The organism is Kitasatospora sp. NPDC098652 (assembly GCF_044760155.1).
Taxonomy (GTDB): Bacteria; Actinomycetota; Actinomycetes; order Streptomycetales; family Streptomycetaceae; genus Kitasatospora.
In genome coordinates this window covers 359,354-384,685 of sequence record NZ_JBIWAQ010000002.1, presented here as the reverse complement: position 1 = coordinate 384,685, position 25,332 = coordinate 359,354, and the positions used below count along the sequence as shown (strand labels likewise).

Here is a 25,332-nt window from a genome sequence, read left to right as displayed (position 1 = left end):
GTTCCTCCGTTCGGCCCAGTGCCGGAGGGCGCGCGCCGCGCCCTCCGGCACGCTGGTCCCAGGGCCGACGGACGGAGCCGCCGCATGACCACCCCTGCCGAACGCCGCCGTACCGGCCGGGCCGCCCGGGAGCGGGTCTCCCGCTCCGAGCACGGCCGGTGGATCCCGGCCGCGGACCGGCCCGATCCGCTCGGCGTGCTGGAGGCCCAGGGCGTGGACCGGCTCGCCCGGCTGCTGCCGATCCGCTACGGGCGGATGGCCGACAGCCCGTTCGGCTACCTGCGCGGCGCCGCCGCGGTGATGGCCGCCGACCTCGGGGCCGTCCCCGACACCGGGCTGACCGTCCAACTCTGCGGCGACGCGCACCTGTTGAACTTCGGGGTGTACGCCTCGCCGGAACGCGCGCTGCTCTTCGACGTCAACGACTTCGACGAGACCCACCCCGGGCCCTTCGAGTGGGACGTCAAACGCCTCGCCGCCAGCATCGTGGTCGCCGCCCGCGACCACGGCCAGGACGACGACCGGGCCCGGCGCGCCGCCCGCACCGCCGTCCTGGGCTACGCCGCCGCGATGCGCCGGCTGGCCGGCCTCGGTGAACTCGACGTCTGGTACAGCCGGATCGACACCGCTGACCTGCTGGCGCTGGTCCGCAGGACCAAGCGTCGCAAGGCGGTCGAGGCCGGCCTCGACCGCGCCCGGCGCCGCACCAGCCTCCAGGCCTTCGGCAAGCTCACCGAGGAGCGCGACGGCCGGCGCCGGATCATCAGTGCGCCGCCGCTGATCGAGGAGCTGGAGCGGAGCGAACTGCAGGGCGTGGGCCAGGTGTTCAGCGACTACCGGGCGACCCTCGCCGAGGACCGGCGGGTCCTGCTCGACCGGTACCGCTTCGTCGACGCGGCGATGAAGGTGGTCGGCGTCGGCAGCGTCGGCACCCGCTGCTACATCCTCCTGCTGGAGGGCCGGGACACCCGCGACCCGCTGTTCCTGCAGCTCAAGGAGGCCGGCCGGTCGGTGCTGGAGGACCACCTGCCGCCCACCCGGCTGGAGGCCGAGGTCGCCGCCCACCACGGCGGGCGCCGGGTGGTCACCGGGCAGCACCTGATGCAGGCGGCCAGCGACATCTTCCTCGGCTGGACCACCGGCCCCGCCGGGCGGCACTTCTACGGGCGCCAACTGCGCGACATGAAGGGCTCGGTGGAGGTCGACACGATGACCGCGTCCGGTCTGCGGGCCTACGCCGACCTGTGCGGGCGCGCTCTCGCCCGGGCCCACGCCCGTACCGGTGACCGCGTCGCCGTCGCCGGCTACCTGGGCGGCGCCGACACCTTCGCCGACGCCGTCGCCGACTTCGCCCTGCGGTACGCGGACCGGACGGCGGCCGACCACCGGGAGCTGGTCGAGGCGATCGCCTCGGGTCGGATCAGGGCGACCCGGGGGGTGTGAGCGCGGTCGCGCCCCCGGGCGGCCTGGCCGGGCCCGGTGTCAGTGGCGTGTGCAAGGGTGACCGCATGCTGGCGATCACGGTGCAGACGAACGACGAGCGGCACTTGAGGGTGACCGCGGGGGAACTGGCGGAGTTGGTCCGGCGCATCGGCGCCGGGGCCGACACCTTCCTCGTCGTGCAGCGGATACCGGACCTGCCGGACGTCTACATCCAGGTGTGGCACAAGGCGGGCGGCCACTACGAGCTGGAGCACCGCGACGGCTGCGCCGCCCGGCACTTCGAGGTGCGGGTGGACGGGCCGGAGGCCGTGGTCGCGGCGATGACGGGCTGGGCGCGGCACGAGCCCGGCTGGGGCGAGGGCCTGGCCTGGGCGCCGCTGGACTTCGGCCCGGCGCCCGAACCGGTGCCCGAGCCGGAGCTGGCGGCCGAGGAGCGGCGGCAGTTGGAGGAGCAGCTGCGGCTGACCCTCGCCTGCGGCTACACCGACCGCGCCCGGCTGGCCGAGCAGGCCGAGGAGTACCTGGTGTCGGGCGAGCGCCGCCCGCTCTCCCGGGCCCAGGCCGAGCAACTCGCCGACCGGCTCTGGCTGGAGCGGGTCGGCGTGCAGAGCGGCTGGATCGGGGAGACGGATCCGGAGCGCCTCGCCCGGGCCTTCGCCGCGCTGGAGGCGGCCGGCATCACGGCGCGGGAGAACTTCGCCTGCTGCCGTTCCTGCGGGGAGGCGGAGATCGGCGCGGCCGGGGCGCCGGAGGCCCGGGGCTTCGTCTACTTCCACTCCCAGTGCACCGAGTCGGCCGCTGCCGGGCGCGGCCTGTCCCTGCTCTACGGCGGCTTCGACGGCTCCGCGGCGACCACCGCGGCCGTCGGCCGGGAGGTGGTGGCCGCCCTCGCGACCGTCGGCCTGCCGGCGGTGTGGAGTGGCGACCCGTCCGACGCGATCGAGATACGCCCGCTGCTCTGGCGGCGCCGGCTGGTCGGCTGACCACGTACGCAGGGGAGGCCGAACGAATGAGTGTCGACGTGCTGTCGGTGATCCCGACCGACCCGCCGCTTCGAGCTGGAGGTGTGGGACCTGGAGCAACCCTGGTTCACCGAGGCCCAGTTGGCGGCCCTGGCCGCCGCCCTCGGCCACCCGGTCCGGCGGATCAGGGCGCATCTGTGACCACGGGCCCTCGGGCCCCGGGCGGCCGCCGCCGCCCGGGGGGTTCCGGGGGCCTCAGGGCACCAGCAGGCGCAGGGCCTCGCGTCGGACCGTGACGTCGACGGGGAGCGCGGTGATGAACTCGCCGTCGGCGTAGGCGGTGATGCCCGGGGACTCGATCCGCAGCGACTCGGTGCGCAGGGTGGTGACCTCCGGGTGGGTGGTGTGGGTGCCCTTGAAGAGGGTCGGGAAGAAGCGGGCGATCCGCAGCCGGGGCATGGCGTCGACCAGGGTGACGTCGAGCAGGCCGTCGTCGGGGAGGGCGGCGGGGCAGATCAGCATGCCGCCGCCGTAGCTGCGGGTGTTGCCGACGGCGGCGAGGGTGAGGTCACGTTCGATGACGGTGCCGTCGGCGAGGGTGATCCGGAACGGCAGCGGTTTCAGGTTGGCGAACTCGGCGAGGATGGCGAGGTTGTAGCGCATCCGGCCGCGCGGCCAGCGCAGCCGGTTGGCGCGGTCGCTGACCAGCGAGTCGAAGCCGCTGGCCAGGACGGAGCCGTACCAGCGCACGGCGCCGTCCGGGCCGGTGATCCGGCCGAGGTCGACGGTGCGGGTGCGTCCGGCCGCGATGACCTCGGCGGCGGCCTCCGGGTCGCCGATGGGCAGGCCGTACTCGCGGGCGTGGTCGTTGCCGGTGCCGGCGGGTATGACGCCGAGCGGGACGGCGGTGTCGGCCAGGGCCTGGAGGGCGAGGTTGACCATGCCGTCGCCGCCGACCACGGCCACCGCGTCGGCCCCGCCGGCCGCCGCCTCGCGGGCGAGGCGGACGGCGTCCTCGGCGGAGCGCCCGGCCTGCGGGTCGACCTCGAGGCCGAGGGCGCGCAGGCGGGCGACGGCCCGGTGGGCGGCGGGTTCGGCGTGGCCGATGCCCGCCGCCGGGTTGGTGAGAACGGTGACCCTGCGGATGACGGTTCTCGGCGCGGTCATGGGATCAGCTTGCCGGGGTTGAGGATGCCCGCCGGGTCGAGTTCGGCCTTGACGGCGCGCAGGATGCGCACGCCGAGGTCGCCGATCTCGTCGGTCATCCAGGGCCGGTGGTCGGCGCCGACGGCGTGGTGGTGGGTGATGGTGCCGCCCGCGCGGAGGATGGCGTCGCCGGCGGCCCGCTTGGCGGCGCCCCAGCGGGTGAGCGGGTCCTCGCCGAGGGCGGCGACGACGGTGAAGTACAGCGAGGCGCCGGTCGGGTAGACGTGCGAGATGTGGCACAGCACGAGCGAGCCGGGCAGGGCGGTGGTGAGGGCCTCGGTGACGGCGGTGCGCAGATCGGCGAGCCGGCTCCAGCCGGTGGCCGTCTCCAGGGTCTCGCAGAGCGCGCCGGCGTTGAGCAGCGAGTCGCGCAGGTAGGGCGCGTTGAACCGGCCGTGCTCCCAGGCCCGGGCGGGTGCTTCGCCGAGCGAGGTGCCGCCGGCGGCGAGCAGGACGGCGCGGGTGAGGCCGTGCCGGGCGGCGACCTGTTCGGCGGTGCCCTCGAAGACGGTGACGGCGAGGCAGCCGCTGACGGCGGGGGCGCCGCCGATCTGCTCGGTCAGGGCGAGGTTGATCATGGTCTCGGCCTCGTCGGAGAGCCGGATCACGGTCGGGCCGGTGCCCTGCTGCTCGACGGCGCGCAGCGCCGCCGTCCCGGTGGCGAAGTCGGGGAAGCTCCACGCCTCGTACGCCTTGACGGCGGGCAGCGGGTGGACGCGCAGGCGCACGGCGGTGATGACGCCGAGGGTGCCCTCGGAGCCGAGGAAGAGCTGGCGCAGGTCGGGGCCGGCGGCGGAGGCGGGGGCGCGGCCGAGGTCGAGCGTCCCGCTGGGGGTGACCACACGCAGGCCGCGGACCATCTCGTCGAAGCGCCCGTGGCCGGCCGAGTCCTGGCCGGAGGAGCGGGTGGCGGCGAAGCCGCCGATGGTGGCGTAGCGGAAGCTCTGCGGGTAGTGGCCGAGCTCCCAGCCGCGCTCGGCGAGCAGGGCCTCGGCGGCGGGGCCGGTGAGGCCGGCGCCGAGGACGGCCTCGCCGGAGGTCTCGTCCAGGTCGAGCAGCTGGTCGAGGCGGCGCAGGTCGAGGGAGACGACGGCGCGCAGGTCGCCGCGCTCGGGGTCGAGCCCGCCGACCACGCTGGTGCCGCCGCCGAACGGGACGACGGCGATGCGGCGTTCGGCGCAGACGGCGAGGACGGCGGCGATCTCCTGTTCGCTGCCGGGCAGCAGGACGGCGTCGGGCGCGTCCTGTTCCGCGCGGCTGCGGCGGCGCAGCAGGTCGGGGGTGGACTTGCCGCCGGCCCGGGGCAGCCGGTCGGCGTCGGCGGTGCTGACGTGCTCCGCGCCGACGGCGGCGGCGAGCGCCTGGACGTCCTCGGCGGTGATCCGGGTGGGGTGCAGCACGACCTCGGCGGCGCTCGGCCCGGGGGCGGCGTCGCCGGTGACGCCCAGGGCGGCGGCGAGCAGTCCCTTGATGTCCGCGGACAGCTCCTTGGCGAGCGCCGGGTCGCCCCAGGCGTTCCACTTCATCGGGGGGAGCGGCAGCGCGGCTGCGGCCGCTCCCGCTTGCGTCTCAGGTGCCATGCGTTACAGTTTCACACATCATGTCAAGTAGTAACGCCACGGCCGGAGCGCCGCGCAGCACCGACGACGCGATCCTGGACGCCGCCGCCGACCTGGTCGTGCACCTCGGCGTCCGCCGCACACAGCTGGCCGAGATCGCGCGCCGCGCCGGGGTCAGCCGCCCGACCGTCTACCGGCGCTGGCCGGACGTCCAGGCGGTGATCGGGGCGCTGCTCACCCGCGAGATCATGGCCACCCTGGAGAGCACCTCGCTGGGCGTGCACGACCAGGGGGCCCCCGCGGGCCACGGGACGCCGGTGCGCCGCGAGGCCTTCGTGGACCAGGTGGTCGAGGTCGCCGTCCGGCTGCGCGACCACCCGGTACTCGGCGCACTGCTCCACTCCGACGACTCCGACCTGCTGCTCCAGTACGTGGTGGAGCGGCTCGGCGAGAGCCAGCGCGGCCTGCTGGAGGCGCTGCGCACCGGCATCGCACTCGGCCAGGCCGACGGTTCGGTCCGGGCCGGGGAGCCGACCGAACTGGCCGCCATGGTCCTGCTGATCGCCCAGTCCACCGTCCAGTCGCACCGCATGGTGGCCTCCCTGCTGCCCGAGGCGGCCTGGCGGCGCGAACTGGCCAGAGCGCTGAACGGATACCTCGCGCCATGACCCTCTCCGCAGGCCCGTACGCCGGAACGGCCCGACTCGACGCCCGGCGACGGACGCTCGAACTCGACGCGCTCGCCGCCGACCCGCGGATCGACCTGCTGGTGATCGGCGGCGGGGTGACCGGCGCCGGGGTGGCGCTGGACGCCGCCGCCCGCGGCCTGCGGACCGTCCTCGTCGAGTCCCGCGACCTCGCCTTCGGGACCAGCCGCTGGAGCTCCAAGCTGGTGCACGGCGGCCTGCGCTACCTCGCCTCCGGACGGGTCAAGGTCGCCCGGGAGAGCGCCGTAGAGCGCGGTGTGCTGATGACCCGCACGGCCCCGCACCTGGTCCGCGCCCTGCCCCAACTGGTGCCGCTGCTCCCGGACCTGCTGCGCCCGGGCCAGGCCGCGCTGATCCGCGCGGGCTTCCACGCCGGGGACGCGCTGCGGCTGAGCGCCGGGACGCCGGGCGCCCTGCTGCCCAGGGTCCGCCGGATCGACGCTGCCCGGACCAGGCAGCTGGTGCCGGCCGTACGGACCGACGGCCTGCGCGGCGCGTTGGTCGCCCACGACGGCCAACTCGTCGACGACGCCCGGCTGGTGGTCGCGCTGGCGCGCACCGCCGCGCAGTACGGGGCGAGCGTGCTGACCCGGGTGCGGGCCGAGTCCGTCACCGGGACCTCCGCCCGGCTGGTCGACGCGCTGAGCGGCCAGTCGCTGACCGTCACCGCGGGCGCGGTGGTCAACGCCACCGGGGTGTGGGCCGGCGAGGTGGACACCTCGATCAAGCTGCGCCCCAGCCGGGGCACCCACCTGCTGGTGGACGCCGCGACCCTCGGCCACCCGGTGGCCGCGCTCACCGTGCCGGTGCCCGGCTCCACCAGCCGCTTCGTCTTCGCGCTGCCGCAGCAACTGGGCCGGGTCGCCGTCGGCCTGACCGACGAGGACGCCCCGGGCCCGGTCCCGGACGAGCCCCAGCCCACCGGGGCCGAGCTGGACTTCCTCCTCGACACCGTCAACGCGGCCCTCGCCACCGCGCTGACCAGGGCGGACGTACGCGGCGCCTACGCCGGGCTGCGCCCGCTGATCGACACCGGGGGCGGGAACACCGCCGACATCTCCCGGGAGCACGCGGTGCTGGAGTCCCCGTCCGGGGTGATCACCGTGGTCGGCGGCAAGCTCACCACTTACCGGCGGATGGCCGAGGACGCGGTGGACACCGCCGTCCGGCTGCGCGGCCTGCCGGCCCGTACCTGCTGGACGGCCCGGCTGCCGCTGGTCGGCGCCCCCGGCCACCGGGACAGCCGGCCGCTGCCGATCCAGGGGGTGCCCGCCTCGCTGGTCGCCCGGCACGGCGGACTGTCCCAGGAGGTGATGGCGGCGGGGGAGTCGGCGCCGGTGGCGGAGGGCCTCGACGTGACCCGCGCCGAGGTCGCGTACGCCGTGACCCACGAGGGCGCGCTGGACGTGGCCGATGTGCTGCACCGGCGGACCAGGATCGGGCTGGTGGCGGAGGACGCCGAACGGGCCCGCGCGGCGATCGAGGAGATCGTCGGTGAGATCGCTGGGGACAGCGCCGGGGAGATCGCCGCCGAGTGAGTGGGGCCGTGGGCCGCCGGGGCGTCAGCGCGCGGTGCGTTCAGCGCGCGGTGCGTTCCGGCATCGGGTGTTCGGCGCCCGCCAGCTCCAGCACGCAGGCGAGCGGGTGCTCCGCCCGGCCCGTCCGGTCCAGTCGGACGGCCAGTGGTCGCGGCGGTTCCTCGGCGAGTTGCCCGGACAGCGTCAGCGGGTAGCCGCCGTGGCCGTGGGTGCGGTGGAAGGCGCACTCCTTGCCGTCCACCAGCAGCTCGGTCTCGGTGATCCAGCCGGAGCGGACGTTGACGGTGACCGAGTGTCCGTCCCGGTCGAGGTGGAAGCTGTACCGCTGACGCATGGGAACCTCCCGCGAGGGCCTCGGAACGGGGACGGCCAGGGGATCCACCGCCAGTCTAGGTCGGCCGTATCCTCCCGGCGCTCCGGCCGGTACCGTGATCGGAGCGCGAGGGATCGGGCGCGAGGGGTCGGGTAGAGGGGGGATCGGGGGGAGGGGGCGATCGGTTCCCGCTCCGGCCCCTGAGAAATCCCCGGGGCGGGGCCCGCCCGCAGGCGGATTCTCGCGATCTCTACAGTGTTGTAGATTCGTCCGCAGGGAGAGATCCGAGGAGGGCATTGTGGGAGTTTCGCTGGCCAAGGGCGGCAACGTCTCGCTGAGCAAGGAGGCGCCCGGACTGAGCGCCGTGATCGTGGGTCTCGGTTGGGACGTCCGCACCACCACCGGAGCCGACTACGACCTGGACGCCAGCGCGCTGCTCTGCAACGCGCTCGGGAAGGTGGTCTCGGACCAGCACTTCGTCTTCTTCAACAACCTCCGCAGCCCCGAGGGTTCGGTCGAGCACAGCGGCGACAACCTGACCGGTGGCGGCGACGGCGACGACGAGCAGATCAAGGTCGACCTGGCCCGGGTGCCGGCCGACGTCGCCAAGGTGGTCTTCCCGGTGTCGATCTACGACGCCGACGCCCGGCTGCAGAACTTCGGCCAGGTCCGCAACGCCTTCATCCGGGTCGTCAACCAGGCCAACGGCCAGGAGATCGCCCGCTACGACCTCACCGAGGACGCCTCGACCGAGACCGCGATGGTCTTCGGCGAGCTGTACCGCAACGGGGCCGAGTGGAAGTTCCGCGCCATCGGCCAGGGGTACGCCTCCGGTCTGCGCGGCATCGCCACCGACTACGGCGTGAACGTCTGATCGCCTGAATGCCAGAACGCCTGAACGCCAGAACATCTGATCGCGTGATCGCGTGATCGCCTCCGGGGCCGGTGCGGCCCCGGCCCGGGCGGGCCGGTTCAGCCGGCCCGCCCGAGCGCCTGTCCGCCGAACCCCGAACCTCCGCCGCCGAGTTGGCCCTGCCACCAGCCGGCCATCGCCGCGGCGTCCATGGCCGCCCAGTTCGGCGCCGCGGTGACCTGGGCCCGGCCCAGTGACCGGCCCAGGTCCACCAACTCCCGCCCGGCCGGGGTCCGTTCCCGGTCGTACGCGGCCAGCAGGGGCCCCCAGGAGCGGCCGCCGAGCCGCCGCCCGGCCAGCTCGAAGGCGTGGGCGTCCTGCAGCGCCTTCACCGCGCCGCTGGTGTTGTGCGGGCGGACGACGGTCGCCGCGTCCCCGCCGATCAGCAGCCGTCCGGCGGTGCGGTGCGGGACCGTCAGGTCGTAGACGGGCTGCAGCAGGGTCCGCTCGCGCGGGGTCGACGCGATCACGGCGGCCCAGTACGGGGGCAGCTGCCGTGCGGCGAACTCCCGCATGCCGTCGAGCTGTTCGTCGGTGAGGGTGCCGGCGGCGACGGCCGTCGGGCCGTCCAGGCGCAGCCAGTCCGGGGTGGGCGCGTAGAAGACCCAGTTCACCAGGGTGCTGCCGGGGGCCAGTCCGGGGATGCGGTAGAGCACGACCTGGCCGCCCGGGTAGCAGACGGTGGCGCACTCGTCCTCCGGCCAGGCCGCCGCCCCGCCGGGCAGGTCGTCCAGCAGTGCGGCGTCGTAACTGCCGCGCCAGCACACGTAGCCGGCGTACTCGGGCGCGGCCTCCGGGCAGACCGCCGCCCGGACCACCGAGCGGTAGCCGTCCGCGCCGATCACCAGGTCGTACGGGGTGCGGGTGCCGTCGGCCTGTTCCGTCCAGGCGCCGTCGTGGTCGCCGCCGACCGCGGTGACGGTGGTGCCCGGGCGGTACTCCACGGCCGCCGGGGTCCGCTCGCGCAGGGCCTGCCAGAGCACCGCCCAGTGGTGCGAGTGGAACGGGAACGGCTGGACCCAGAGCGGCCGCCCGCGGCCGTCCGGCCCGCCGGCCTCGCCGTCCGGCCCCCGGGCGACCCAGCGGCGCACGGTGAGCCGGTGGCGGCGGGTGTCCGGAGGCACGTGGCCGGCGTCCACCAGTTCGGCGAAGCGGTCGTTGTGGGTGCAGATCCCCAGGCCGCGGTCCTCCAGCCGGCCCGGGCTGCGCTCCAGCACCACGACCCGTTCGGCGCCCAGCCGGGCCGCCGCCCCCGCGAAGGCGCTTCCGGCGATGCTGCCACCGACCACGGCCACCGAGCCACCCCGCATGGGCCGTCCCCTTCCGCCGAGCCCTGTGAGGCCGGGAAGGGTCTTCCGGGCCCCCTTGCGCAGGGAGTCGACGATACGCGGCGCGGACCGGGCGCGGAGGCGGTTGCGACCGTTCCGGTTGAGCTGCCGGCATCCGGGCTATGCAACTAGTTGCATAGCCCGGCGAACGTCCCCTACTCTGCGGTAACAATCCGGGAGACCCCTCCCGCCGCCGCCCCTCACAGGAGACGTCGATGAGCTCGACCCCCGGCAGCAGCCGCTACCCGCACCTGCTCAGCCCGCTCGACCTCGGCTTCACCACCCTGCCCAACCGGGTGATCATGGGCTCGATGCACGTCGGCCTGGAGGAGGCCCCCGGCGGCTACCAGCGGATGGCCGCGTTCTACGCCGAACGCGCCCGCGGCGGCGTCGGCCTGATCGTCACCGGCGGCATCGCCCCCAACGAGGCCGGCCGCCCCTGGGACGGCGGCGCCATGCTGACCACCGAGGCGGAGGCCGACGAGCACCGGGTGGTCACCGACGCCGTGCACGCCGCCGGCGGGAAGATCGCCCTCCAGATCCTGCACTTCGGCCGCTACGCCTACCACCCCGAGCTCGTCGCCCCCAGCGCGCTCCAGGCCCCGATCAGCCCCTTCGTGCCCAACGAGCTCACCGCCGAGCAGGTCGAGCAGACCGTCGAGGACTTCGCCCGCTGCGCCGAACTCGCCCGCCGGGCCGGCTACGACGGCGTCGAGATCATGGGCTCCGAGGGGTACCTGATCAACGAGTTCGTGGTCGCCGCCACCAACCACCGCACGGACGAGTGGGGCGGCCCCTACGAGCGGCGGATGCGCTTCCCGGTCGAGATCGTCCGCCGGGTCCGCGAGCGGGTCGGCGAGGACTTCATCATCGTCTACCGGCTCTCCATGCTCGACCTGGTCCCCGGCGGCTCCACCCTCGACGAGGTCGTCCAGCTCGCCCAGGCCGTGGAGGCCGCCGGCGCGACGATCATCAACACCGGCATCGGCTGGCACGAGGCCCGCATCCCCACCATCGCCACCTCCGTCCCGCGCGGCGCCTTCGCCTGGGTCACCCAGCGGGTGATGGGCAAGGTCGGCATCCCGCTGGTCACCACCAACCGCATCAACACCCCCGAGATCGCCGAGCAGTTGCTCGCCGACGGCAAGGCCGACCTGGTGTCGATGGCCCGCCCGCTGCTCGCCGACGCCGACTTCGTCGCCAAGGCCCGCGAGGACCGCGCCGACTCCATCAACACCTGCATCGGCTGCAACCAGGCCTGCCTGGACCACACCTTCAACCTCCAGATCACCTCCTGCCTGGTCAACCCGCGCGCCTGCCACGAGACCGAACTCGTCCTCGGCCCCACCGAACTGCGCAAGTCCATCGGCGTGGTCGGGGCCGGACCGGCCGGCCTCGCCTTCGCCGTCTCCGCCGCCGAACGCGGCCACGCCGTCACCCTGTACGACGCGGCCGACACCGTCGGCGGCCAGCTGAACATCGCCCGACGGATCCCCGGCAAGGAGGAGTTCGGCGAGACGCTGCGCTACTACCGCACCCGGCTGGCCGAGTTGGGCGTCACCCAGCGCCTCGGCGCCGTCGTCGGCGCCGAGCAGCTCGCCGCCGAGGGCCACGACGAGATCGTCCTCGCCACCGGCGTCACGCCCCGAACTCCCGCCGACATCCCGGGAATCGACCACCCGAGCGTGCTCGGCTACCTGGACGTGCTGCGCGACGGCGCACCCGTCGGCGAACGCGTCGCCATCCTCGGCGCGGGCGGGATCGGCTTCGACGTCGCCGAGTTCCTCACCGACCAGGGCGACCAGGCCAGCCTCAACCCGCCCGTTTTCCAGGCGAAGTGGGGCATCGACCCGGAGTACCGCGAGCGCGGCGGGCTGCGCGCGCCCGAGCGGCCCACGCCCCCGCGCAGCGTCCACCTGCTGCAGCGCAAGACCACCAAGGTCGGCGCCGGCCTCGGCAAGACCACCGGCTGGATCCACCGCACCGAACTCAAGCACCGCGGCGTGGTGATGGTCGCGGGCGCCACGTACGACCTGATCGACGACGCCGGCCTCCACTACACCGTCGACGGCGAACGCCAACTCCTGCCCGTGGACACCGTGGTGCTCTGCACCGGCCAGGAGCCGCGCCGCGAGCTGGCGGCCGAGCTGCGCGAACGCGGGCTGTCCGTGCACGTCATCGGCGGTGCGGACGTGGCCGCCGAACTGGACGCCAAGCGGGCCATCAAGCAGGGGACGGAACTGGCCGCCTCCCTCTGACGCCGGGTGGCCGGGGGGCTACCCGGCGTACCGGGGCCCGCGGCGCCGCGCTGCGGGCCCCTCGGCCGTTCCCGCCACCGTTGACCTGTGCCGATGCCCGCCCGCGCGCCCCGTCCGGGCCCCGGTGGGAGACTGGTGCCCTGTCCCTGCCCTGACTCTCGACCGGGGGCCAGCATGTCCCTCCCGAGGCCTCTCCACGCCCTGGCCGCCGCCGCCCTCGTCGCGGCGGCCGCCCTGGGGCCGACCGTCGCCGTGAGCGCCGCCGCGAGCGCCGCCGGTTCCGCGCCGGTGCTGCCCTCCGCCGACCAGCTGAAAGCCGCGCTGCTCACCGCGAACGACCTCGGCCCCGGCTACACCGAGGCCCCCGCCAGCGGCAGCCCGGGCCCGAGCGAGAACCCCACCCCCGTCAGCGGCTGCGACGCGCTCAACGCCCTGATCAACATGCACGCCACCGGCTCCGGCCCCGCCACCCCGCGCGCCGAGACCGAACTCGACGGCCCGGACGGCGGCAACCCGATGGTGACCGAGGCCCTCACCGCCGAGGACCCGGCCCGGCTCGCCACCGACTTCGCCACCGCCACCGACGCGTTCAGGACCTGCCACACCATCACCTTCAACGCCGGCACCGACGCCTCGGTGACCTTCACCGTCACCCCCGTGACCCTCGGGGACCGCCAGGACGCCCCGGCCGTCCGCCTCGACGGCACCCTCGCGGGCGTCCAGCTCAGCGCCTACCTCGGCATCGAGCGCTTCGGCACCGTCGGCATGGCCTACGGCTTCTTCCAGCGCCAGGGCGCCGATGCCCAGACCGCCTCGATGCAGTACCGCAGCGCCGTCGCCAAGGTCGAGCGCACCCTCGGCACCACGGCCGGCAGCACCACCCCGCCCACCGTCACCGCGACCCAGGGCATGTCGGTCTGACCGCCCGCGACACACGGCGGCCCCCGTCGAGCGCAGCGCTCGACGGGGGCCGCCGCGTGGTCGACCTAGTACCAGCCGGTCCGGTAGAAGCCCTTGGAGCCGGCGGAGCTGGCCTGCGACTGGATGTCCTTGTCGTTGTCCATCATCGACCAGATGGCGCCGCCCGAGGACGTGAAGGTGGAGTAGTCGCTCTCCTGGCCCGGGTGGTTCTGGATCCCCACGGACTCACCGGGGACGGCGTTCCGGTCCCGCGCCCAGGCGGCCCGGCAGGACGGGCTGTAGCGCAGCTCCAGGTCGCCGTTGGTGGAGACGGTGATGGCGTCGTTGGCGCAGGTGGTAGTGGCCGGGTCCTTCCCGGTGCAGCTGCTCGCGTAGCAGCTGGTGGCGGCGGAGGCCGGGGAGGCGACCAGCACCGCCCCGGACACGGCCAGGGCCAGGGTGGCGCCGATCGTCGCGGTCTTGCGGGCGAGGGAACGCATGGAGTCCTCCGAAGTGGTGAGGGGGATCGACGGATCAACGCCGCAACTCTCGGGCCCCGCACCGCCGTCCCGCTACCGTCCCACCGTCCCCGGGACATCCCGGCCCGTCCCGGGAAGCCCCGCCGGGGCGGCCGCACCCCCGTGGCGGACGCCCGTCCCGCCGGTCAGCGGAGGAACCTGACCATGTCGGTCTGGCTCCGGGGCGCCACGAGAACGGAAATAAGGTTCGTCAACCTCATTTTTCGGCAGGGCTGCCCGATTTGACTTCACCACTCCCCATTTCCTCCGGTGTGATGCTGATCACGTCGGAACTAGTTCGACAACGTGCTGGACCGCCCTGCCTTGCCAGGCCTACGCTCCGCCCTTAGTTGCCGGGTCCGCGCGCGGGCGCGGCCCCAATTCCACTGGGGGAAAGACGTGTTCGTGAACAATGTCCGTTTCCGTCGATTAGTCACCAAGGAATGGTCACCTCCGACAAGGGCGAAATCCCGAATGGCCGCGGTGAGTTCGTTGGCAATCCTGGGGTCGCTGCTGTCGCCCGTGGCGCCGGCCCTCGCCGCAGGGGTTTCGGGCGACAAGGGCGGGATCTGGTCACCGCCGAACACGCCGCTGTCGCGGACGGCGTCGGTGCCCGGGGCTGCCGACCACCCCAAGTCCTCGGCACCGGCGACCGGTTCGCCGAACTGGGTGCCGCCGAAGTCGGTGCCGCAGCCGAAGTCGGGCAGCGCGGTGGTGGGGCTGGACCCGGGTGGGGCGAAGCAGGCCGGTGATCTGCCGGTGTGGCTGGCCCCGGTCGCGCCCTCCACCGGGGCGGCCTCGGTGCAGGTGCGGGTCGCCGATCCCAAGGAGGCGTCCGCCGCCGGTGTGCCGGGCACCGTGGTGTCGCTCTCGCGCGGTGAGGCGCCCGAGGAGGGCCGGGTCCGGATCGGGATCGATCCGGGTGGGCTGGGCTACGGTGGCGACTTCGCCCACCGGGCGCGGCTGGTGGAGCTGCCGGAGTGCGCGCTGAGCACACCGGCAGCCGATGCCTGCCGCACCCGGAAGCCGGTGGCCTCGCACTACGACGAGCAGACGAAGCAACTGGTGGCGGAGGTCGACCTGCCCGCCGCCCCCGCCTCGGCCGCGCGGCAGCGGGCCGAGGCGCAGTCGGCGGGCCCCGCCCCTGCTCCGGCGCAGGTCCTGCTGGCCCTGGACGGCGCGCCGTCCAGCGGGACGGGGACGTACAGCGCCACGCCGCTCTCCTCCAGTCAGAGTTGGGCGGCCGGCAACGCCTCCGGCTCGTTCACGTACAGCTATCCGATCCAGCTGCCGCCGACGCTGGTCGGGACCCCTCCGGCGTTCTCCCTTGAGTACGACTCGGCGTCGGTGGACGGCAGGACGGCGTCGACGAACGCCCAGGCGTCCTGGATCGGTGACGGCTGGGACACCAACGTCGGTTTCGTCGAGCGCTCGTACCGGGTGTGCGACAAGGCGGGTATTCCCGGTTCGGGTGACCAGTGCTGGGGTGGCCCGAACCTGACGCTGTCGCTGGGCGGGCACTCGGGCGAGCTGGTGCCGGACGACGCGTCCTGTGTCGGCGGCACCGCGACGGACGAGCAGTCGAAGTGCAAGTGGCGCCTGAAGGGCGATGACGGGACGAAGGTCGAGTTCCTGACCGGTGCCAACAACGGGACGTGGAACGGTTCGTACCTGAAGGTGACGGACACGTCCGGGACGGTGTACTACTTCGGGCTCAACCAGCTGCCGGCGGCGGACGGTTCGCCGAGCAAGGTGGGGCCGGAGAGCAAGTCGGCCTGGACGGTTCCGGTGTACTCGCCGAACTCGGGGGATCCCTGCTACAACTCCTCGAAGGGCAAGGGATCCTGGTGTCAGACGGCGTGGCGCTGGAACCTGGACTACGTCGTGGACCCGCACGGCAACCTCGCCACGTACTCCTACACACCGGAGACCAACTCGTACACCCGCGGCGCGGCCCTGAACGCCGGCAAGGGTGAGCCGAGCTCGTACACCCGTGGTGGCGTGCTGGCGTCGATCGCCTACGGGCAGCTGCTCTCCGACCAGTTGGGTGCGGGCGGCTCCTACCAGGCGGCGGCGCGGGTGGACTTCGACTCGGGTGAGCGGTGCGTCTCGGACGCGGCGACCTGTGACCCGGCGAACCGGACGGCGGCCAACGCCGCCAACTGGCCGGACGTGCCGATGGACAAGCAGTGCCAGGACGGTGCGGCCTGCACCAACTACGGTCCCACGTACTGGTCGACGAAGTGGCTGAACGGGATCACCACCTCGATCCGCTCCGGCAGCACGTACCGCCCGGTCGACCGCTACGACTTCACCCATGTGTTCAAGACGCCGCAGAACGCGACGGAGAACGCGCCGATCGCCTGGCTGCAGTCGGTGAAGCGGACCGGCAAGGACACCGCCAACGGGCAGGCCGAGCAGCCGCTCCCGGCGGTGACCTTCGCGGACCTGCTGCTGCCGAACCGGGTGGACGGCCTGGTGCCGGCGCGTCCGCGCTACAACCGTCCGCGGCTGGCGGTGATCACCACGGAGACCGGTGGCACGATCACCGTCTCCTACACCAAGGACTCCTGCTCACGCACGACGGGTCGGATGCCGGCCTCGGCGGACAGTGACACCCTGGCCTGCTTCAACGTGAAGTGGTTCGACACCGGTGTGCAGACGACGGTCGACGACTGGTTCCTGCGCTATCCGGTGGACACGGTGACCGTCGACCCGAACTCCAAGCTGATCTCGGGCGCGGTGCCGCAGACGACCTCGTACTCGTACGGCCTGGCGGCCTGGCACCGCAACGACGGCGCGCTGGTGGAACCGGACTACCGGACCTGGGACCAGTTCCGGGGCTTCGCGAGCGTGACCGCGCTGACGGGTTCGGGCAAGGACGGGCCGCAGGCCAAGTCGACCACCAGCTACTACCAGGGCATGGACGGCGACCTCAAGGCCGACGGCAAGCCCAGGGGCGCCTCCGTCGCCGGGATCAAGAGCGGCAGCCGGACCGACTCCGACTGGCTGTCCGGCCGGACCCTGGAGACGGATGCCTACGCGGACGCCTCGGCCGACGCCAACTCCCCGCTCTCCTACGAGATCTACACCTACGAGCACCCGTCCGACCGGGCCACCCACGCCCGCACCGGCCTGCCGGACCTGGTCGCCCGCTACGGCTCCACCAGGACGACCAGGACCACCACGGCCGTCACCACGACCGGCACCCGGAACACCTCGACGGTGACCACCACCGACCCGGACAACAACAACCGGGTCACCAGCTCGCTGAGCACCGCCGACGGGACCCCGGACGTGTGCACCCGCCAGAGCTATGCGAGCGGCGGTAACCCGCAGATCACCGCCCTGGTCTCCGAGGTGCTGGTCGTCTCGGGAACCAACGCCTGTACGGCGGGCCAGACTTCGGCCAACACGGTGTCCGACACCCGCACCCTCTTCGACGGCCAGGGCTTCGGCGGCGCCGGAACGAAGGCGGACGTGACCGGGACCCAGGTGCTGGACGGCTACGACGGCAACGGCGCCGCGCAGTACGTCACCACCTCCGCCACCACGTACGACGCCTACGGCCGGATCGCCTCCGTCACCGACCCGACGGTCACCGACAGCGCCAACCCGAACGGTGCCGTCACCACGACCTCCTACAGCTCCGCCAACCCGGGCGAGTTGCCGAACCAGGTGGTCACCGGCAGCCCGGCCCCGGCCGGCGCGCCGGACGCGGGCACCGCCCGCACGACCGCCACCACGCTCAACCCGGCCCGCGCCATGGCGCTCACCTCGACGGACGTCAACGGCCGGACCAACAGCCGGAGTTACGATGCTCTGGGGCGGTTGAAGGCGGTCTGGCTGCCCGGTCGGGACACCGGGGCCGGCGCGAACTACACCTACGACTACGCGGTGAACGGCACCGACTCGCCGTCCACCGTCACGACGAGGGCCCTGCGGCCGGGCGGCATCGACTACGGGATGTCGACCCAGATCGTGGACGGCCTGGCCCGGGCGGTGCAGACCCAGACCGATCCGGCGATCTCGGCGTACAAGGGCCGGATCGTCGCCGACACCTTCTACGACTCGCAGGGCCGGGTGAACCGCTCCTACCAGCCGTACTACGACGACACCAACACCCCCAGCACGACCCGGTGGATCCCGGACGGTGCGAAGGTGCCGAACGCGACGGTCACGATCCGGGACGGTCTGGGCCGGACCACCAGCAGCCAGTTCGTGGCGCTGGGCACGCTGCAGACCACCACGACGACGGCCTACCCCGGTGCGGACCGGGTCGACGTGACGCCGCCGGCCGGTGCCACTGCGACCAGTACGGTCACCGACGCCCGTGGGCGCACGGTGCAGTTGTGGCAGTACAAGACTGCTGCGGCGACCGGTAAGCAGGCCGACGCGGACGTCACCGGCTACACCTACACGCCGGGCGGCCAGGCGGCCACCCGGACGGATGCGGCCGGGAACACCTGGAGTTACACCTACGACCTGCGCGGGCGTCAGGTGAAGGCCGACGACCCGGACACGGGTGTGTCGACCCGCAGCTACGACGGCGCCGGCCGGTTGGTGTCGACGACGGATGCCCGCGGGCAGAGCGTCGCGATCACCTACGACCTGCTGGGCCGTAAGACGGGCACCTACAACGGGTCGGTCGCTCCGGCGAACCAGCTGACGGCTTATGCCTACGAAACCGTGGCGAAGGGCCAGTTGACTGCGTCGACCCGGTTCGTGGGTGGTGCTGGTGGTTCGGCATACACCAAGTCGGTCGGTGAGTACGACGCGGCGTACCGGGCCACCAAGACCTCGCTCTCCCTTCCGGGGGCCGAGATCGGCAGGAGCGGACAGGTCAGCTTCGACTACTCGGCCGCCTACAACCCGATCAGCGGGGCCGTCACCAGCGAGACGCGTGCCGCGGCGGGTGATCTGGCGCAGGAGGCGGTGAACTACAACTACGAGGCGTTCGGTCAGCTCAACGACATCAGCGGCTCGGGGTACACCTATCTGCGGCAGGCGGACTGGGACGCGTACGGGCGCAACATCCGTGACACGATGAACCCTTGGGGCACCCAGGTCGTTTCCACCAACACGTACGACGAGTCGACCGGGCGTCTGCTGACCCAGTACGTGGACAAGCAGACGGCCACCACCGGCACGGTCCAGAACACCACCTACGCGTACAACCCGGCCGGTCGGGTCACGGCGGTGCGGACGATTCCGGACAACAGCCCGGACCGGACGGACCTGCAGTGCTTCACGTACGACTACCTGGGCCGGCTGACCACGGCGTGGTCGGACACCGGGCGGCTCAACCAGCCCACCCCGTCCCTTGCCGGTCAGGGCTCGTGTGCCAACGCGACGCCCACCAGCGGGGCTTCGACGGCGGGTACCACCACCGTCGGCGGCAGTGCGCCGTACTGGCAGGACTACAGCTACGACGCGGTCGGCAACCGGACGAAGCTGGTCATGCACAACCCGACCGGTGACCAGTCCAAGGACCTGACGATCGACCAGTCGTTCCCGGCGGCGGGTTCGCGCAACACGCCGACCACGGCGGCGGGCACGGGCGGTGGTACCGGCGGTTCGCACGTGCCGACGGCGGTGAAGTCGACGTTCCCCAACAACGGGAGCACGCCGGGGAGTTACCAGTACGACGCGGCGGGGAACACGACGAAGATCGCCAACCCGGGGGCCAACAAGACCCTGGGGGCGGGTTTCGTGCTCAACCCGGGTGAGTCGGTGCGCTCCAGCAGTGTGCAGCTGACCATGCAGTCGGACGGCAACCTGGTGCTGACCTCGCTGCGGACCGGTCTGGTGACGTGGTCGACGAACACGGCCAACCACCCGGGTGCGTGGGCGACGATGCAGGACGACGGCAACTTCGTGGTCTACGACCCCCAGCGGGTCCCGCTGTGGTCCTCGCAGAGCTGGGTCGGGGCGAACAGCAAGTACTTCGCGGTCGTCCAGGACGACGGCAAGTTCATGGTGTACGCGCCGGGCTGGGTCCCGAAGTGGGACTCCCACACCTGGAACACCGTGGACGCGGCCAACGGCGCCGACCTGACCTGGGACGTGGAGGGCAAGCTCGCCACCCTCAAGCAGGGCGGCGCCACGACCTCCTACGTCTACGACGCGGACGGCAACCAGCTCATCCGCCGCAACCCCGGCAAGGTCACCGTCAACCTCGGCGGCGGCGACGAACTCACCTACGACACCGGCGCCAAGACCAGCACCGGCACCCGCTACTACGCCCTGCCCGGCGGGGTCACCCTCGTCCGCCAGGGCCCGAGCCAGCTCACCTACCAGTTCGCCGACCACCACGGCACCAACTCCCTGTCGATCGATTCGGCGACGACGAACGTGAGCCGTCGCTGGGCCGACCCCTTCGGCGTCCTGCGCGGCTCCGGCTCCGGCGCCTCGTGGGCCGGTGACAAGGGCTTCGTCAACGGGTTGAAGGACGACGCGACCGGCTTCACCAACCTGGGCGCCCGCCAGTACCAGCCCGGCACCGGCCGCTTCCTCAGCCCGGACCCGGTCATCGACGCGGCGAACCCGCAACAGTGGAACGCATACGCGTACAGCACCAACGACCCGACCAACCTGAGCGACCCCGGTGGCCTCCGCCCCGAGGGGGTGTGCGGCGGCTTCGGCGCCTGCTACACCGACAAGGGCGACGTCATCACCGAGACGTTCAAGCCGGAAGGCCACGGCGCCTGGACGGAGGAGTACTGGAGCAAGGGGAACGGCACCCCCAAGTATCCGAACATCGTCAGCCCGCACTACTTCATCATCACCAGGGGCGGAACGCTCTGGGGCAACGTCCGCGACGCCGCGGACGGCGCCTCCTGGATCCCGGGCCTGAGCGTGCCGGCCAGCGTGTTGGGCGCCGCCATGGACATCAAGGACGGCAAGTACCTGGACGCCGCCGAGGGCCTGGCGGGCATCCTCCCCGGCGGACGTGCCGTCGGCGCGGTAGGAAAGGCGGAGAAGGCAGAGAAGGCGGGGACGACCGCTGCGAAGGACCTGGAGAAGGCCGAGGCGGAGGCGGCCGGCGCCTGCCCGAACCCGCTGTTGGCGGTGACGGGCACCCACAGCTTCCTGCCCGGCACCAAGGTCCTCCTAGCGGACGGGACGACCAAGTCGATCGAGGACCTCCAGCCCGGCGACCAGGTCGAGGCCACGGATCCGGCCACCGGGAAGTCCGAGCCGAAGCCCGTCACGCGCACGATCCGCACCCCTGACGACAGCAAGTTCACCGATCTGACCCTGCAGACCACCGACCCCTCCACCGGGGCGCCCGGAGGTACCGAGAACCTCACCAGCACCCAGCACCACCCGTTCTGGGACGAGACCACGCACCGCTGGACCGACGCGGCAAACCTCCACCCCGGCGAGAAGGTCCGCACCGCAGACGGCCGAACCCTCACCATCCGAACAGTCCGGAACTACGAGACGGCCCCCCAGGTCGCCTACGACCTCACCATCGCCGACATCCACACGTACTATGTGCTGGCCGGGGCCACGCCAGTCCTCGTCCACAACTGTGGTGAAGCTGACGAGGACCTGCTCGATTTTGCGGACGCGGCGTTGAGTATTCCGCCCGCAGATCGGCCAAATGTGGCGACGAAGATTATCTCTGCAGATGGCCAGCATACGGATATGTCCTATGCTGTTGACACTCGTACGGGCACTATGCCGGAGCAGACTGCGAGGGCGGTCGCCGATTCGGCCCATCACGGGGGCTGTGGAGAGGTGGGATGCGCCATTAAGTTCGAGACGAGTGGCATTCCGCTTGCGGGTTCAACCTTCCAGTCCGTAAAAATCGGTGGTGGCGGTCGAGGGAATTCATTCCCATTGCTAGAGCACGGTGAATTGATCGGCCCGTGCCCTGCATGTAAGAGGTTCCTCCAGGTTATCGGCGGAAATGGATAGTCATGAGTTCTCTGCCGGAAGGATTGAAGGAAGTCCTGCGCAAGTTGCGCGAGGTTCGTTCTGCCAGGCCATCGGGCTCTGAGGAGTCGGAGGAATTCGCGGCATGGTGGGAGCGAATGGCCGATGTCCTGGAAGAGCTCTCTGGTGCGCTTCTTTTCGATGCGGATCGGAAACGTGCACGGGCAGAGTCTGAGGCGGCCAGGGAGCGTGCTATCGAGATCCGGGGAAGAGCCCATGGGGGTGCGTGATGGCGGCGCATGGGCTTGGTGAGCGATTTCTCGGATGAGTCCGACTGAGTGGTAGTTCGGCGCGAGAGCCCCAGATTGAGTCCTGGGGCTCTCGCGTGTGGAGAGTCCGGCGGCCTGAAGGGGCGGCAGCTTGGACGTGTGTCGTTCTACGTGCTGGCCGGCGATACGCTGGACGGGGCATCGACCTATCGGAGCGTAGGTGAACTGGGGGCTCAGCATGGACTGGCAGAACTCCGCTGTCCAACACTGATCAGGGAGGATCGGTGGACGGTTCCAAGTCTGACGAAGACCTCTGGGCTCTGGTCGTAACGGCCGAACAGCAGGCTGCCAGGGCCCGCGCGGACTTCTACCGGGGCGCGGGTTCGCGCCGTGCCGTTCTGTCCGCTGCGCTGCGGGGGGCGATCTGGGAGCAGGGGACGGCGCTGTCGTTCCTGCAGCGTCTCCCCGGCGATGTGGCCTCGTTGCTCGAGGAGTTGGTCGACCTCGCGATGTCACCGAGGTTCGCGCTCGAAGCCAGGAAGGCGATCGCCGCCGGGAGCCCGCAGGTGACGAGGCCGGAGGTGCGGCGACTCGTGGAGGAGCGGCTGCCGACCGCGGATGCCGACGACTGGCGCAGGCTGGTCGAGCTCCACCTGCACCTGAACGACCGGGTGGCGCTCCGTGGGCTGGCTGCCCGGGTGGAGAAGAGCGAGGACCCGGAGGTGCGTGAGGTGGGCCAGGACGTCCTGGCCTGGCTCTCGGAGGACTCGTGAGCCGGCGGGGCCACCGGCTGTTCGTTCGGGCCCGGGCGGCCGCACCCCCGTGGCGGCCGCCCGATTCCGTTGTCACGGGAGGTACTTGACCTCCGGGAACCTCGGCGAGGGGCCGTCGAGGAGGGCGCTGCGGCGGTGGCGGAGGTGGGCGTCGAAGAAGGCGAGCGGGTAGGACTGCTGGATGCGGGTGGAGCGGTCGGCGGGGAGGGTGCCGATCATCTCCTGGATCTGCTGGTCGGGGATGCCGAGCTCCTTGGCGACCTGGGGCATCAGGACGGCCGCGTCCCCGTAGGAGTTGTGGCGGACGCCGTCGGCCTGGATGTTGAGGTGCCAGCCGCGCAGGTGGTTCCAGAAGGTGACGGCGTTCGGGTTCTGGTCACGGCCGAACTCGGCGGTGATCATCATGAACGGCCGGTCCAGGTCGGTGACGGGGATGGCCGCCATCGGACCGTCGAGGGCGAGGCCGGCCCGGACGCGGCGGTCGGCCATGAGGACGGCGGCGGTGGCCGAACCGCCCTTGGACCAGCCGAACATGCCGACGTCGAGCGGGTCGGGGGCGCCGAGGAGGCCCTCGGGGAGCGCCTTCCCGTCGACGTCGGGGTTGCGTCCGGCGGCGAGTTCCTCGACGCAGTCCAGGACGAACCGGGCGTCGGCGGCGCAGTCCTTCGGGCCGATCCTGGGGGCACCCTCGATCCACGGGGTGAGCACCCGGCCGTCGGGGAACTCGGTGAACGCGTCCCAGGTGTGGTCGACGGTGACCACGACGTAACCGTGGCTGGCGAGTTCCTGGACGATGACGGTGTTGACGGCCCGGTGGGCGTGGGCGCCGTGCGAGTAGACGACGACGGGCAGCCGGTGGCCGGGGCCGTGGCCGGGGCGGTGGACGGGTGCGCCCTCGCGGGCGGCGGTGAGCGGGCCGGCGGTGATCGGGAGCTGGTAGCCGGCATCGTCCAGGAAGGCCTTGAGGGCGCCGTCGGACAGCCAGGGGGCGAGCGGGAGTTCCTCGGCCTGCCGGGCGGGGTACCAGACGCTGGCCATCAGCTCGCGGTACCGGCCGGGGCCGGCGAACGGGTCCGGCCGTGAGGTGTCGCGCAGGTGCAGGGCGACCGTGCCGATGCGGTGCGGGCCGGTGGGCGCGGGCAGGGTGAGCCGGCCCGGTGCCGGAGCGGGCGGGGGAGTGCCGCCCGGTGCGGCGGGGGCGTCCGCCCGGGCGGTGGAGGCCAGACCGAGCGGGGCGGCGACGCCCAGGGCCAGAGCGGTGCCCAGCATGCGACGGCGGGTCGGTCCGGTGCGGTGGGTCGGCCCGGACGGTCCGGACGGTCCGGTGGGGCCGGTGAACGGCGTGGTGTCCATGCCGAGGACGCTGTCACGGGGCGCGGGGGAGCGGCATCGGCCCACCGGTTGATCTCCGGGCAGGCCGCATTGGTCCACGGGTTTACATCCCCGGGCTGATGCGCGGCCGGGCGTGCAAAGGGTCGGGAGTGGGAAGTCGGCCGAGCCGACTTCCCACTCCCGTTGTTCTCCGTGCGTCGAGGTCCGGTCAGCCTCAGTTGAAGACCAGGACGTCGGTGCGCATCGGGATGGAGCTGTTCCAGCCGATGTTGATCTTGAACGTCACGATCCCGTTGCCGGGGGCGATGCTCGACACCTGGAAGGCGGCGGCGCCGACGAAGCGATTCCCGTTGGAGTCGATCTCGGAGGCGGTGATGACGACGGTGGAGTCGATCCCGATGACGTTCCAGGGGATCTGCAGGTTGAACGTCCCGTGCGAGGGGGTCCAGGTCCACCAGCCGCGCCACACGGCGCCGACGTTGCCGCCGATCGCGGCGAGCTCCTGTCCGGGGCTGGTGGGCTGCGAGTGGCCCGCGATCTGCGGGATCTCGGAGGCGGAGGATTCGGCTGCGCTCATGGCGTCACTCCTTGCGCCGGGAGAGCCCCATGAGCTCTCCGGATGCTTCGAGTGTCGGTCAGTGTGCGGAGCTTCGACAATCACCCGTGAGAGTGAACTCCCTTGCGTGGTAAGCATGTTGACGTGCACAGCGGTTAGGTTTCATTGGGAGGTGTCGACTCGTTGGGTCGCCGCTGAGGGTGCGTTGTCGACCACCCGCAGTGCCTCCGACAGCGCCGTCAACAGCGGCAAGGTCGACGCCGCATGCCCCGCCTCGACCGCCCGCACCTGCCCCTCGGCCAGCCCGGACCGTTCCGCCAGCTCCGCGACCGACCACCCGAGCGACTGCGGGCGCCCAGTGTGACAGGCTGTCATCCGGAAAGGGTGCGGCGGCGGTCAAGTCTCGTCGACCGCCGCCCGGTTCGAGCTCCAGATACCGGAGCCCGCTCTTGGGGAGTCCAGAACGGGACCGAGTGGGGATGCTCAGACGAACTGGAGCAGGGGGGAGCGCAGGAAGCCGTCCAGGCCTCCCCACTCGAAGATGCAGACCGCGGCCACCACATGGGCATCGGCGCGAACGCCGCTCCAGTCGCCCGATCGCCGCTCCGCCACGACGTCGTCCTGGGAGGAGAGGGCCTGCACCGAGAACCGGTGGGTCCGGAAGCGGATGGTGCCGGCTGTGGTGGCGACGGTGACGGCCCGCTCGCCCGGCAGCAGTGAGTGGTGGCCGTGCACGACCACCGGGGTTCCGGAGAACTCCCCGCGGACGGTCTTCCGGACGCGGCGTCGTGCGCCGACCCCGGGGCTGCCCATGTCATGAAGCGTGAGGACATCCTCGCCGGCGATGCTGATCGTCCAGTGCTCCCAGCCTTC

At 72.4% G+C, this 25,332-nt stretch carries 18 protein-coding genes; 9 read left to right on the top strand and 9 right to left on the bottom strand.

Annotation, left to right across the window (positions count from 1 at the left end; genetic code table 11):
- Nucleotides 1-84: 84 nt before the first annotated feature.
- Nucleotides 85-1,443 (top strand): DUF2252 domain-containing protein, encoded by a 1,359-nt coding sequence (locus tag ACIQWA_RS05760; RefSeq protein ID WP_360241922.1) that lies wholly within the window; start codon nt 85-87, stop codon nt 1,441-1,443.
- 65 nt (nt 1,444-1,508) lie between these two features.
- A complete protein-coding gene (locus ACIQWA_RS05755) occupies nt 1,509-2,426 on the top strand; it encodes a DUF6891 domain-containing protein (protein ID WP_402478577.1) in 918 nt (305 codons plus the stop codon).
- 234 nt (nt 2,427-2,660) lie between these two features.
- Here the strand turns inward: ACIQWA_RS05755 and ACIQWA_RS05750 are convergent, their stop codons facing one another.
- Nucleotides 2,661-3,572 carry a diacylglycerol kinase gene (locus ACIQWA_RS05750; protein ID WP_402478574.1) on the bottom strand — a complete coding sequence of 304 codons (912 nt, stop codon included), beginning with the start codon at nt 3,570-3,572 and terminating at the stop codon, nt 2,661-2,663.
- Complete coding sequence (locus ACIQWA_RS05745) at nt 3,569-5,191, bottom strand: FAD-binding oxidoreductase (RefSeq protein ID WP_402478572.1); 1,623 nt, start codon at nt 5,189-5,191, stop codon at nt 3,569-3,571. The genes ACIQWA_RS05750 and ACIQWA_RS05745 overlap by 4 nt, the downstream gene beginning before the upstream one ends.
- A gap of 20 nt (nt 5,192-5,211) precedes the next feature.
- On the opposite strand from ACIQWA_RS05745, the gene ACIQWA_RS05740 reads away from it, so the two are divergent.
- Both ACIQWA_RS05740 and ACIQWA_RS05735 read left to right on the top strand, forming a co-directional pair.
- Nucleotides 5,212-5,838 carry a TetR/AcrR family transcriptional regulator gene (locus ACIQWA_RS05740; protein ID WP_402478570.1) on the top strand — a complete coding sequence of 209 codons (627 nt, stop codon included), beginning with the start codon at nt 5,212-5,214 and terminating at the stop codon, nt 5,836-5,838.
- Nucleotides 5,835-7,415, top strand: a complete 1,581-nt coding sequence (locus ACIQWA_RS05735) for a glycerol-3-phosphate dehydrogenase/oxidase (protein WP_402478567.1) — start codon at nt 5,835-5,837, stop codon at nt 7,413-7,415. The genes ACIQWA_RS05740 and ACIQWA_RS05735 overlap by 4 nt, the downstream gene beginning before the upstream one ends.
- Before the next feature lie 40 nt (nt 7,416-7,455).
- On the opposite strand, the gene ACIQWA_RS05730 is transcribed toward ACIQWA_RS05735, so the two are convergent.
- Complete coding sequence (locus tag ACIQWA_RS05730) at nt 7,456-7,749, bottom strand: hypothetical protein (RefSeq protein ID WP_360241943.1); 294 nt, start codon at nt 7,747-7,749, stop codon at nt 7,456-7,458.
- Between the two features lie 277 nt (nt 7,750-8,026).
- Between ACIQWA_RS05730 and ACIQWA_RS05725 the strand changes: the two genes are divergently transcribed.
- Nucleotides 8,027-8,602 (top strand): TerD family protein, encoded by a 576-nt coding sequence (locus ACIQWA_RS05725; RefSeq protein WP_360241946.1) that lies wholly within the window; start codon nt 8,027-8,029, stop codon nt 8,600-8,602.
- A 98-nt stretch (nt 8,603-8,700) separates the two neighbouring features.
- Here the strand turns inward: ACIQWA_RS05725 and ACIQWA_RS05720 are convergent, their stop codons facing one another.
- A complete protein-coding gene (locus ACIQWA_RS05720) occupies nt 8,701-9,951 on the bottom strand; it encodes an FAD-dependent monooxygenase (RefSeq protein WP_402478563.1) in 1,251 nt (416 codons plus the stop codon).
- Between the two features lie 233 nt (nt 9,952-10,184).
- On the opposite strand from ACIQWA_RS05720, the gene ACIQWA_RS05715 reads away from it, so the two are divergent.
- Together ACIQWA_RS05715 and ACIQWA_RS05710 are read left to right on the top strand one after the other, a co-directional pair.
- The gene (locus tag ACIQWA_RS05715) at nt 10,185-12,227 is read left to right on the top strand and encodes an FAD-dependent oxidoreductase (protein WP_402478560.1); all 2,043 of its coding nucleotides are present in this window, start codon (nt 10,185-10,187) and stop codon (nt 12,225-12,227) included.
- Nucleotides 12,228-12,401: 174 nt separating this feature from the next.
- Nucleotides 12,402-13,148, top strand: coding sequence for a hypothetical protein (locus ACIQWA_RS05710; protein ID WP_402478558.1), 747 nt, complete (start codon nt 12,402-12,404; stop codon nt 13,146-13,148).
- A 65-nt stretch (nt 13,149-13,213) separates the two neighbouring features.
- Here the strand turns inward: ACIQWA_RS05710 and ACIQWA_RS05705 are convergent, their stop codons facing one another.
- A complete protein-coding gene (locus tag ACIQWA_RS05705) occupies nt 13,214-13,627 on the bottom strand; it encodes a DUF2690 domain-containing protein (RefSeq protein WP_360241958.1) in 414 nt (137 codons plus the stop codon).
- Nucleotides 13,628-14,128: 501 nt separating this feature from the next.
- Between ACIQWA_RS05705 and ACIQWA_RS05700 the strand changes: the two genes are divergently transcribed.
- Nucleotides 14,129-21,571, top strand: a complete 7,443-nt coding sequence (locus ACIQWA_RS05700; RefSeq protein WP_402478556.1) for a polymorphic toxin-type HINT domain-containing protein — start codon at nt 14,129-14,131, stop codon at nt 21,569-21,571.
- A gap of 511 nt (nt 21,572-22,082) precedes the next feature.
- Nucleotides 22,083-22,571, top strand: coding sequence for a hypothetical protein (locus tag ACIQWA_RS05695; protein WP_402478553.1), 489 nt, complete (start codon nt 22,083-22,085; stop codon nt 22,569-22,571).
- A 72-nt stretch (nt 22,572-22,643) separates the two neighbouring features.
- On the opposite strand, the gene ACIQWA_RS05690 is transcribed toward ACIQWA_RS05695, so the two are convergent.
- From ACIQWA_RS05690 to ACIQWA_RS05675, 4 genes are all read right to left on the bottom strand, one after another.
- Nucleotides 22,644-23,924, bottom strand: a complete 1,281-nt coding sequence (locus ACIQWA_RS05690; RefSeq protein WP_402478550.1) for an alpha/beta hydrolase family protein — start codon at nt 23,922-23,924, stop codon at nt 22,644-22,646.
- Between the two features lie 193 nt (nt 23,925-24,117).
- The gene (locus ACIQWA_RS05685) at nt 24,118-24,480 is read right to left on the bottom strand and encodes a hypothetical protein (RefSeq protein WP_360243666.1); all 363 of its coding nucleotides are present in this window, start codon (nt 24,478-24,480) and stop codon (nt 24,118-24,120) included.
- Between the two features lie 141 nt (nt 24,481-24,621).
- The gene (locus ACIQWA_RS05680) at nt 24,622-24,834 is read right to left on the bottom strand and encodes a helix-turn-helix domain-containing protein (RefSeq protein WP_402478547.1); all 213 of its coding nucleotides are present in this window, start codon (nt 24,832-24,834) and stop codon (nt 24,622-24,624) included.
- 108 nt (nt 24,835-24,942) lie between these two features.
- Nucleotides 24,943-25,272 (bottom strand): hypothetical protein, encoded by a 330-nt coding sequence (locus ACIQWA_RS05675; protein ID WP_402478544.1) that lies wholly within the window; start codon nt 25,270-25,272, stop codon nt 24,943-24,945.
- Nucleotides 25,273-25,332: the final 60 nt, after the last annotated feature.

Bases quoted from the DNA above. Each gene is read 5' to 3' on its own strand.
- ACIQWA_RS05760 (WP_360241922.1), top strand. From the start codon at position 85: ATGACCACCCCTGCCGAACGCCGCCGTACCGGCCGGGCCGCCCGGGAG.
- ACIQWA_RS05755 (WP_402478577.1), top strand. From the start codon at position 1,509: ATGCTGGCGATCACGGTGCAGACGAACGACGAGCGGCACTTGAGGGTG.
- ACIQWA_RS05750 (WP_402478574.1), bottom strand. From the start codon at position 3,572: ATGACCGCGCCGAGAACCGTCATCCGCAGGGTCACCGTTCTCACCAAC.
- ACIQWA_RS05745 (WP_402478572.1), bottom strand. From the start codon at position 5,191: ATGGCACCTGAGACGCAAGCGGGAGCGGCCGCAGCCGCGCTGCCGCTC.
- ACIQWA_RS05740 (WP_402478570.1), top strand. From the start codon at position 5,212: ATGTCAAGTAGTAACGCCACGGCCGGAGCGCCGCGCAGCACCGACGAC.
- ACIQWA_RS05735 (WP_402478567.1), top strand. From the start codon at position 5,835: ATGACCCTCTCCGCAGGCCCGTACGCCGGAACGGCCCGACTCGACGCC.
- ACIQWA_RS05730 (WP_360241943.1), bottom strand. From the start codon at position 7,749: ATGCGTCAGCGGTACAGCTTCCACCTCGACCGGGACGGACACTCGGTC.
- ACIQWA_RS05720 (WP_402478563.1), bottom strand. From the start codon at position 9,951: ATGCGGGGTGGCTCGGTGGCCGTGGTCGGTGGCAGCATCGCCGGAAGC.
- ACIQWA_RS05715 (WP_402478560.1), top strand. From the start codon at position 10,185: ATGAGCTCGACCCCCGGCAGCAGCCGCTACCCGCACCTGCTCAGCCCG.
- ACIQWA_RS05710 (WP_402478558.1), top strand. From the start codon at position 12,402: ATGTCCCTCCCGAGGCCTCTCCACGCCCTGGCCGCCGCCGCCCTCGTC.
- ACIQWA_RS05705 (WP_360241958.1), bottom strand. From the start codon at position 13,627: ATGCGTTCCCTCGCCCGCAAGACCGCGACGATCGGCGCCACCCTGGCC.
- ACIQWA_RS05690 (WP_402478550.1), bottom strand. From the start codon at position 23,924: ATGGACACCACGCCGTTCACCGGCCCCACCGGACCGTCCGGACCGTCC.
- ACIQWA_RS05685 (WP_360243666.1), bottom strand. From the start codon at position 24,480: ATGAGCGCAGCCGAATCCTCCGCCTCCGAGATCCCGCAGATCGCGGGC.
- ACIQWA_RS05680 (WP_402478547.1), bottom strand. From the start codon at position 24,834: ATGACAGCCTGTCACACTGGGCGCCCGCAGTCGCTCGGGTGGTCGGTC.
- ACIQWA_RS05675 (WP_402478544.1), bottom strand. From the start codon at position 25,272: ATGGGCAGCCCCGGGGTCGGCGCACGACGCCGCGTCCGGAAGACCGTC.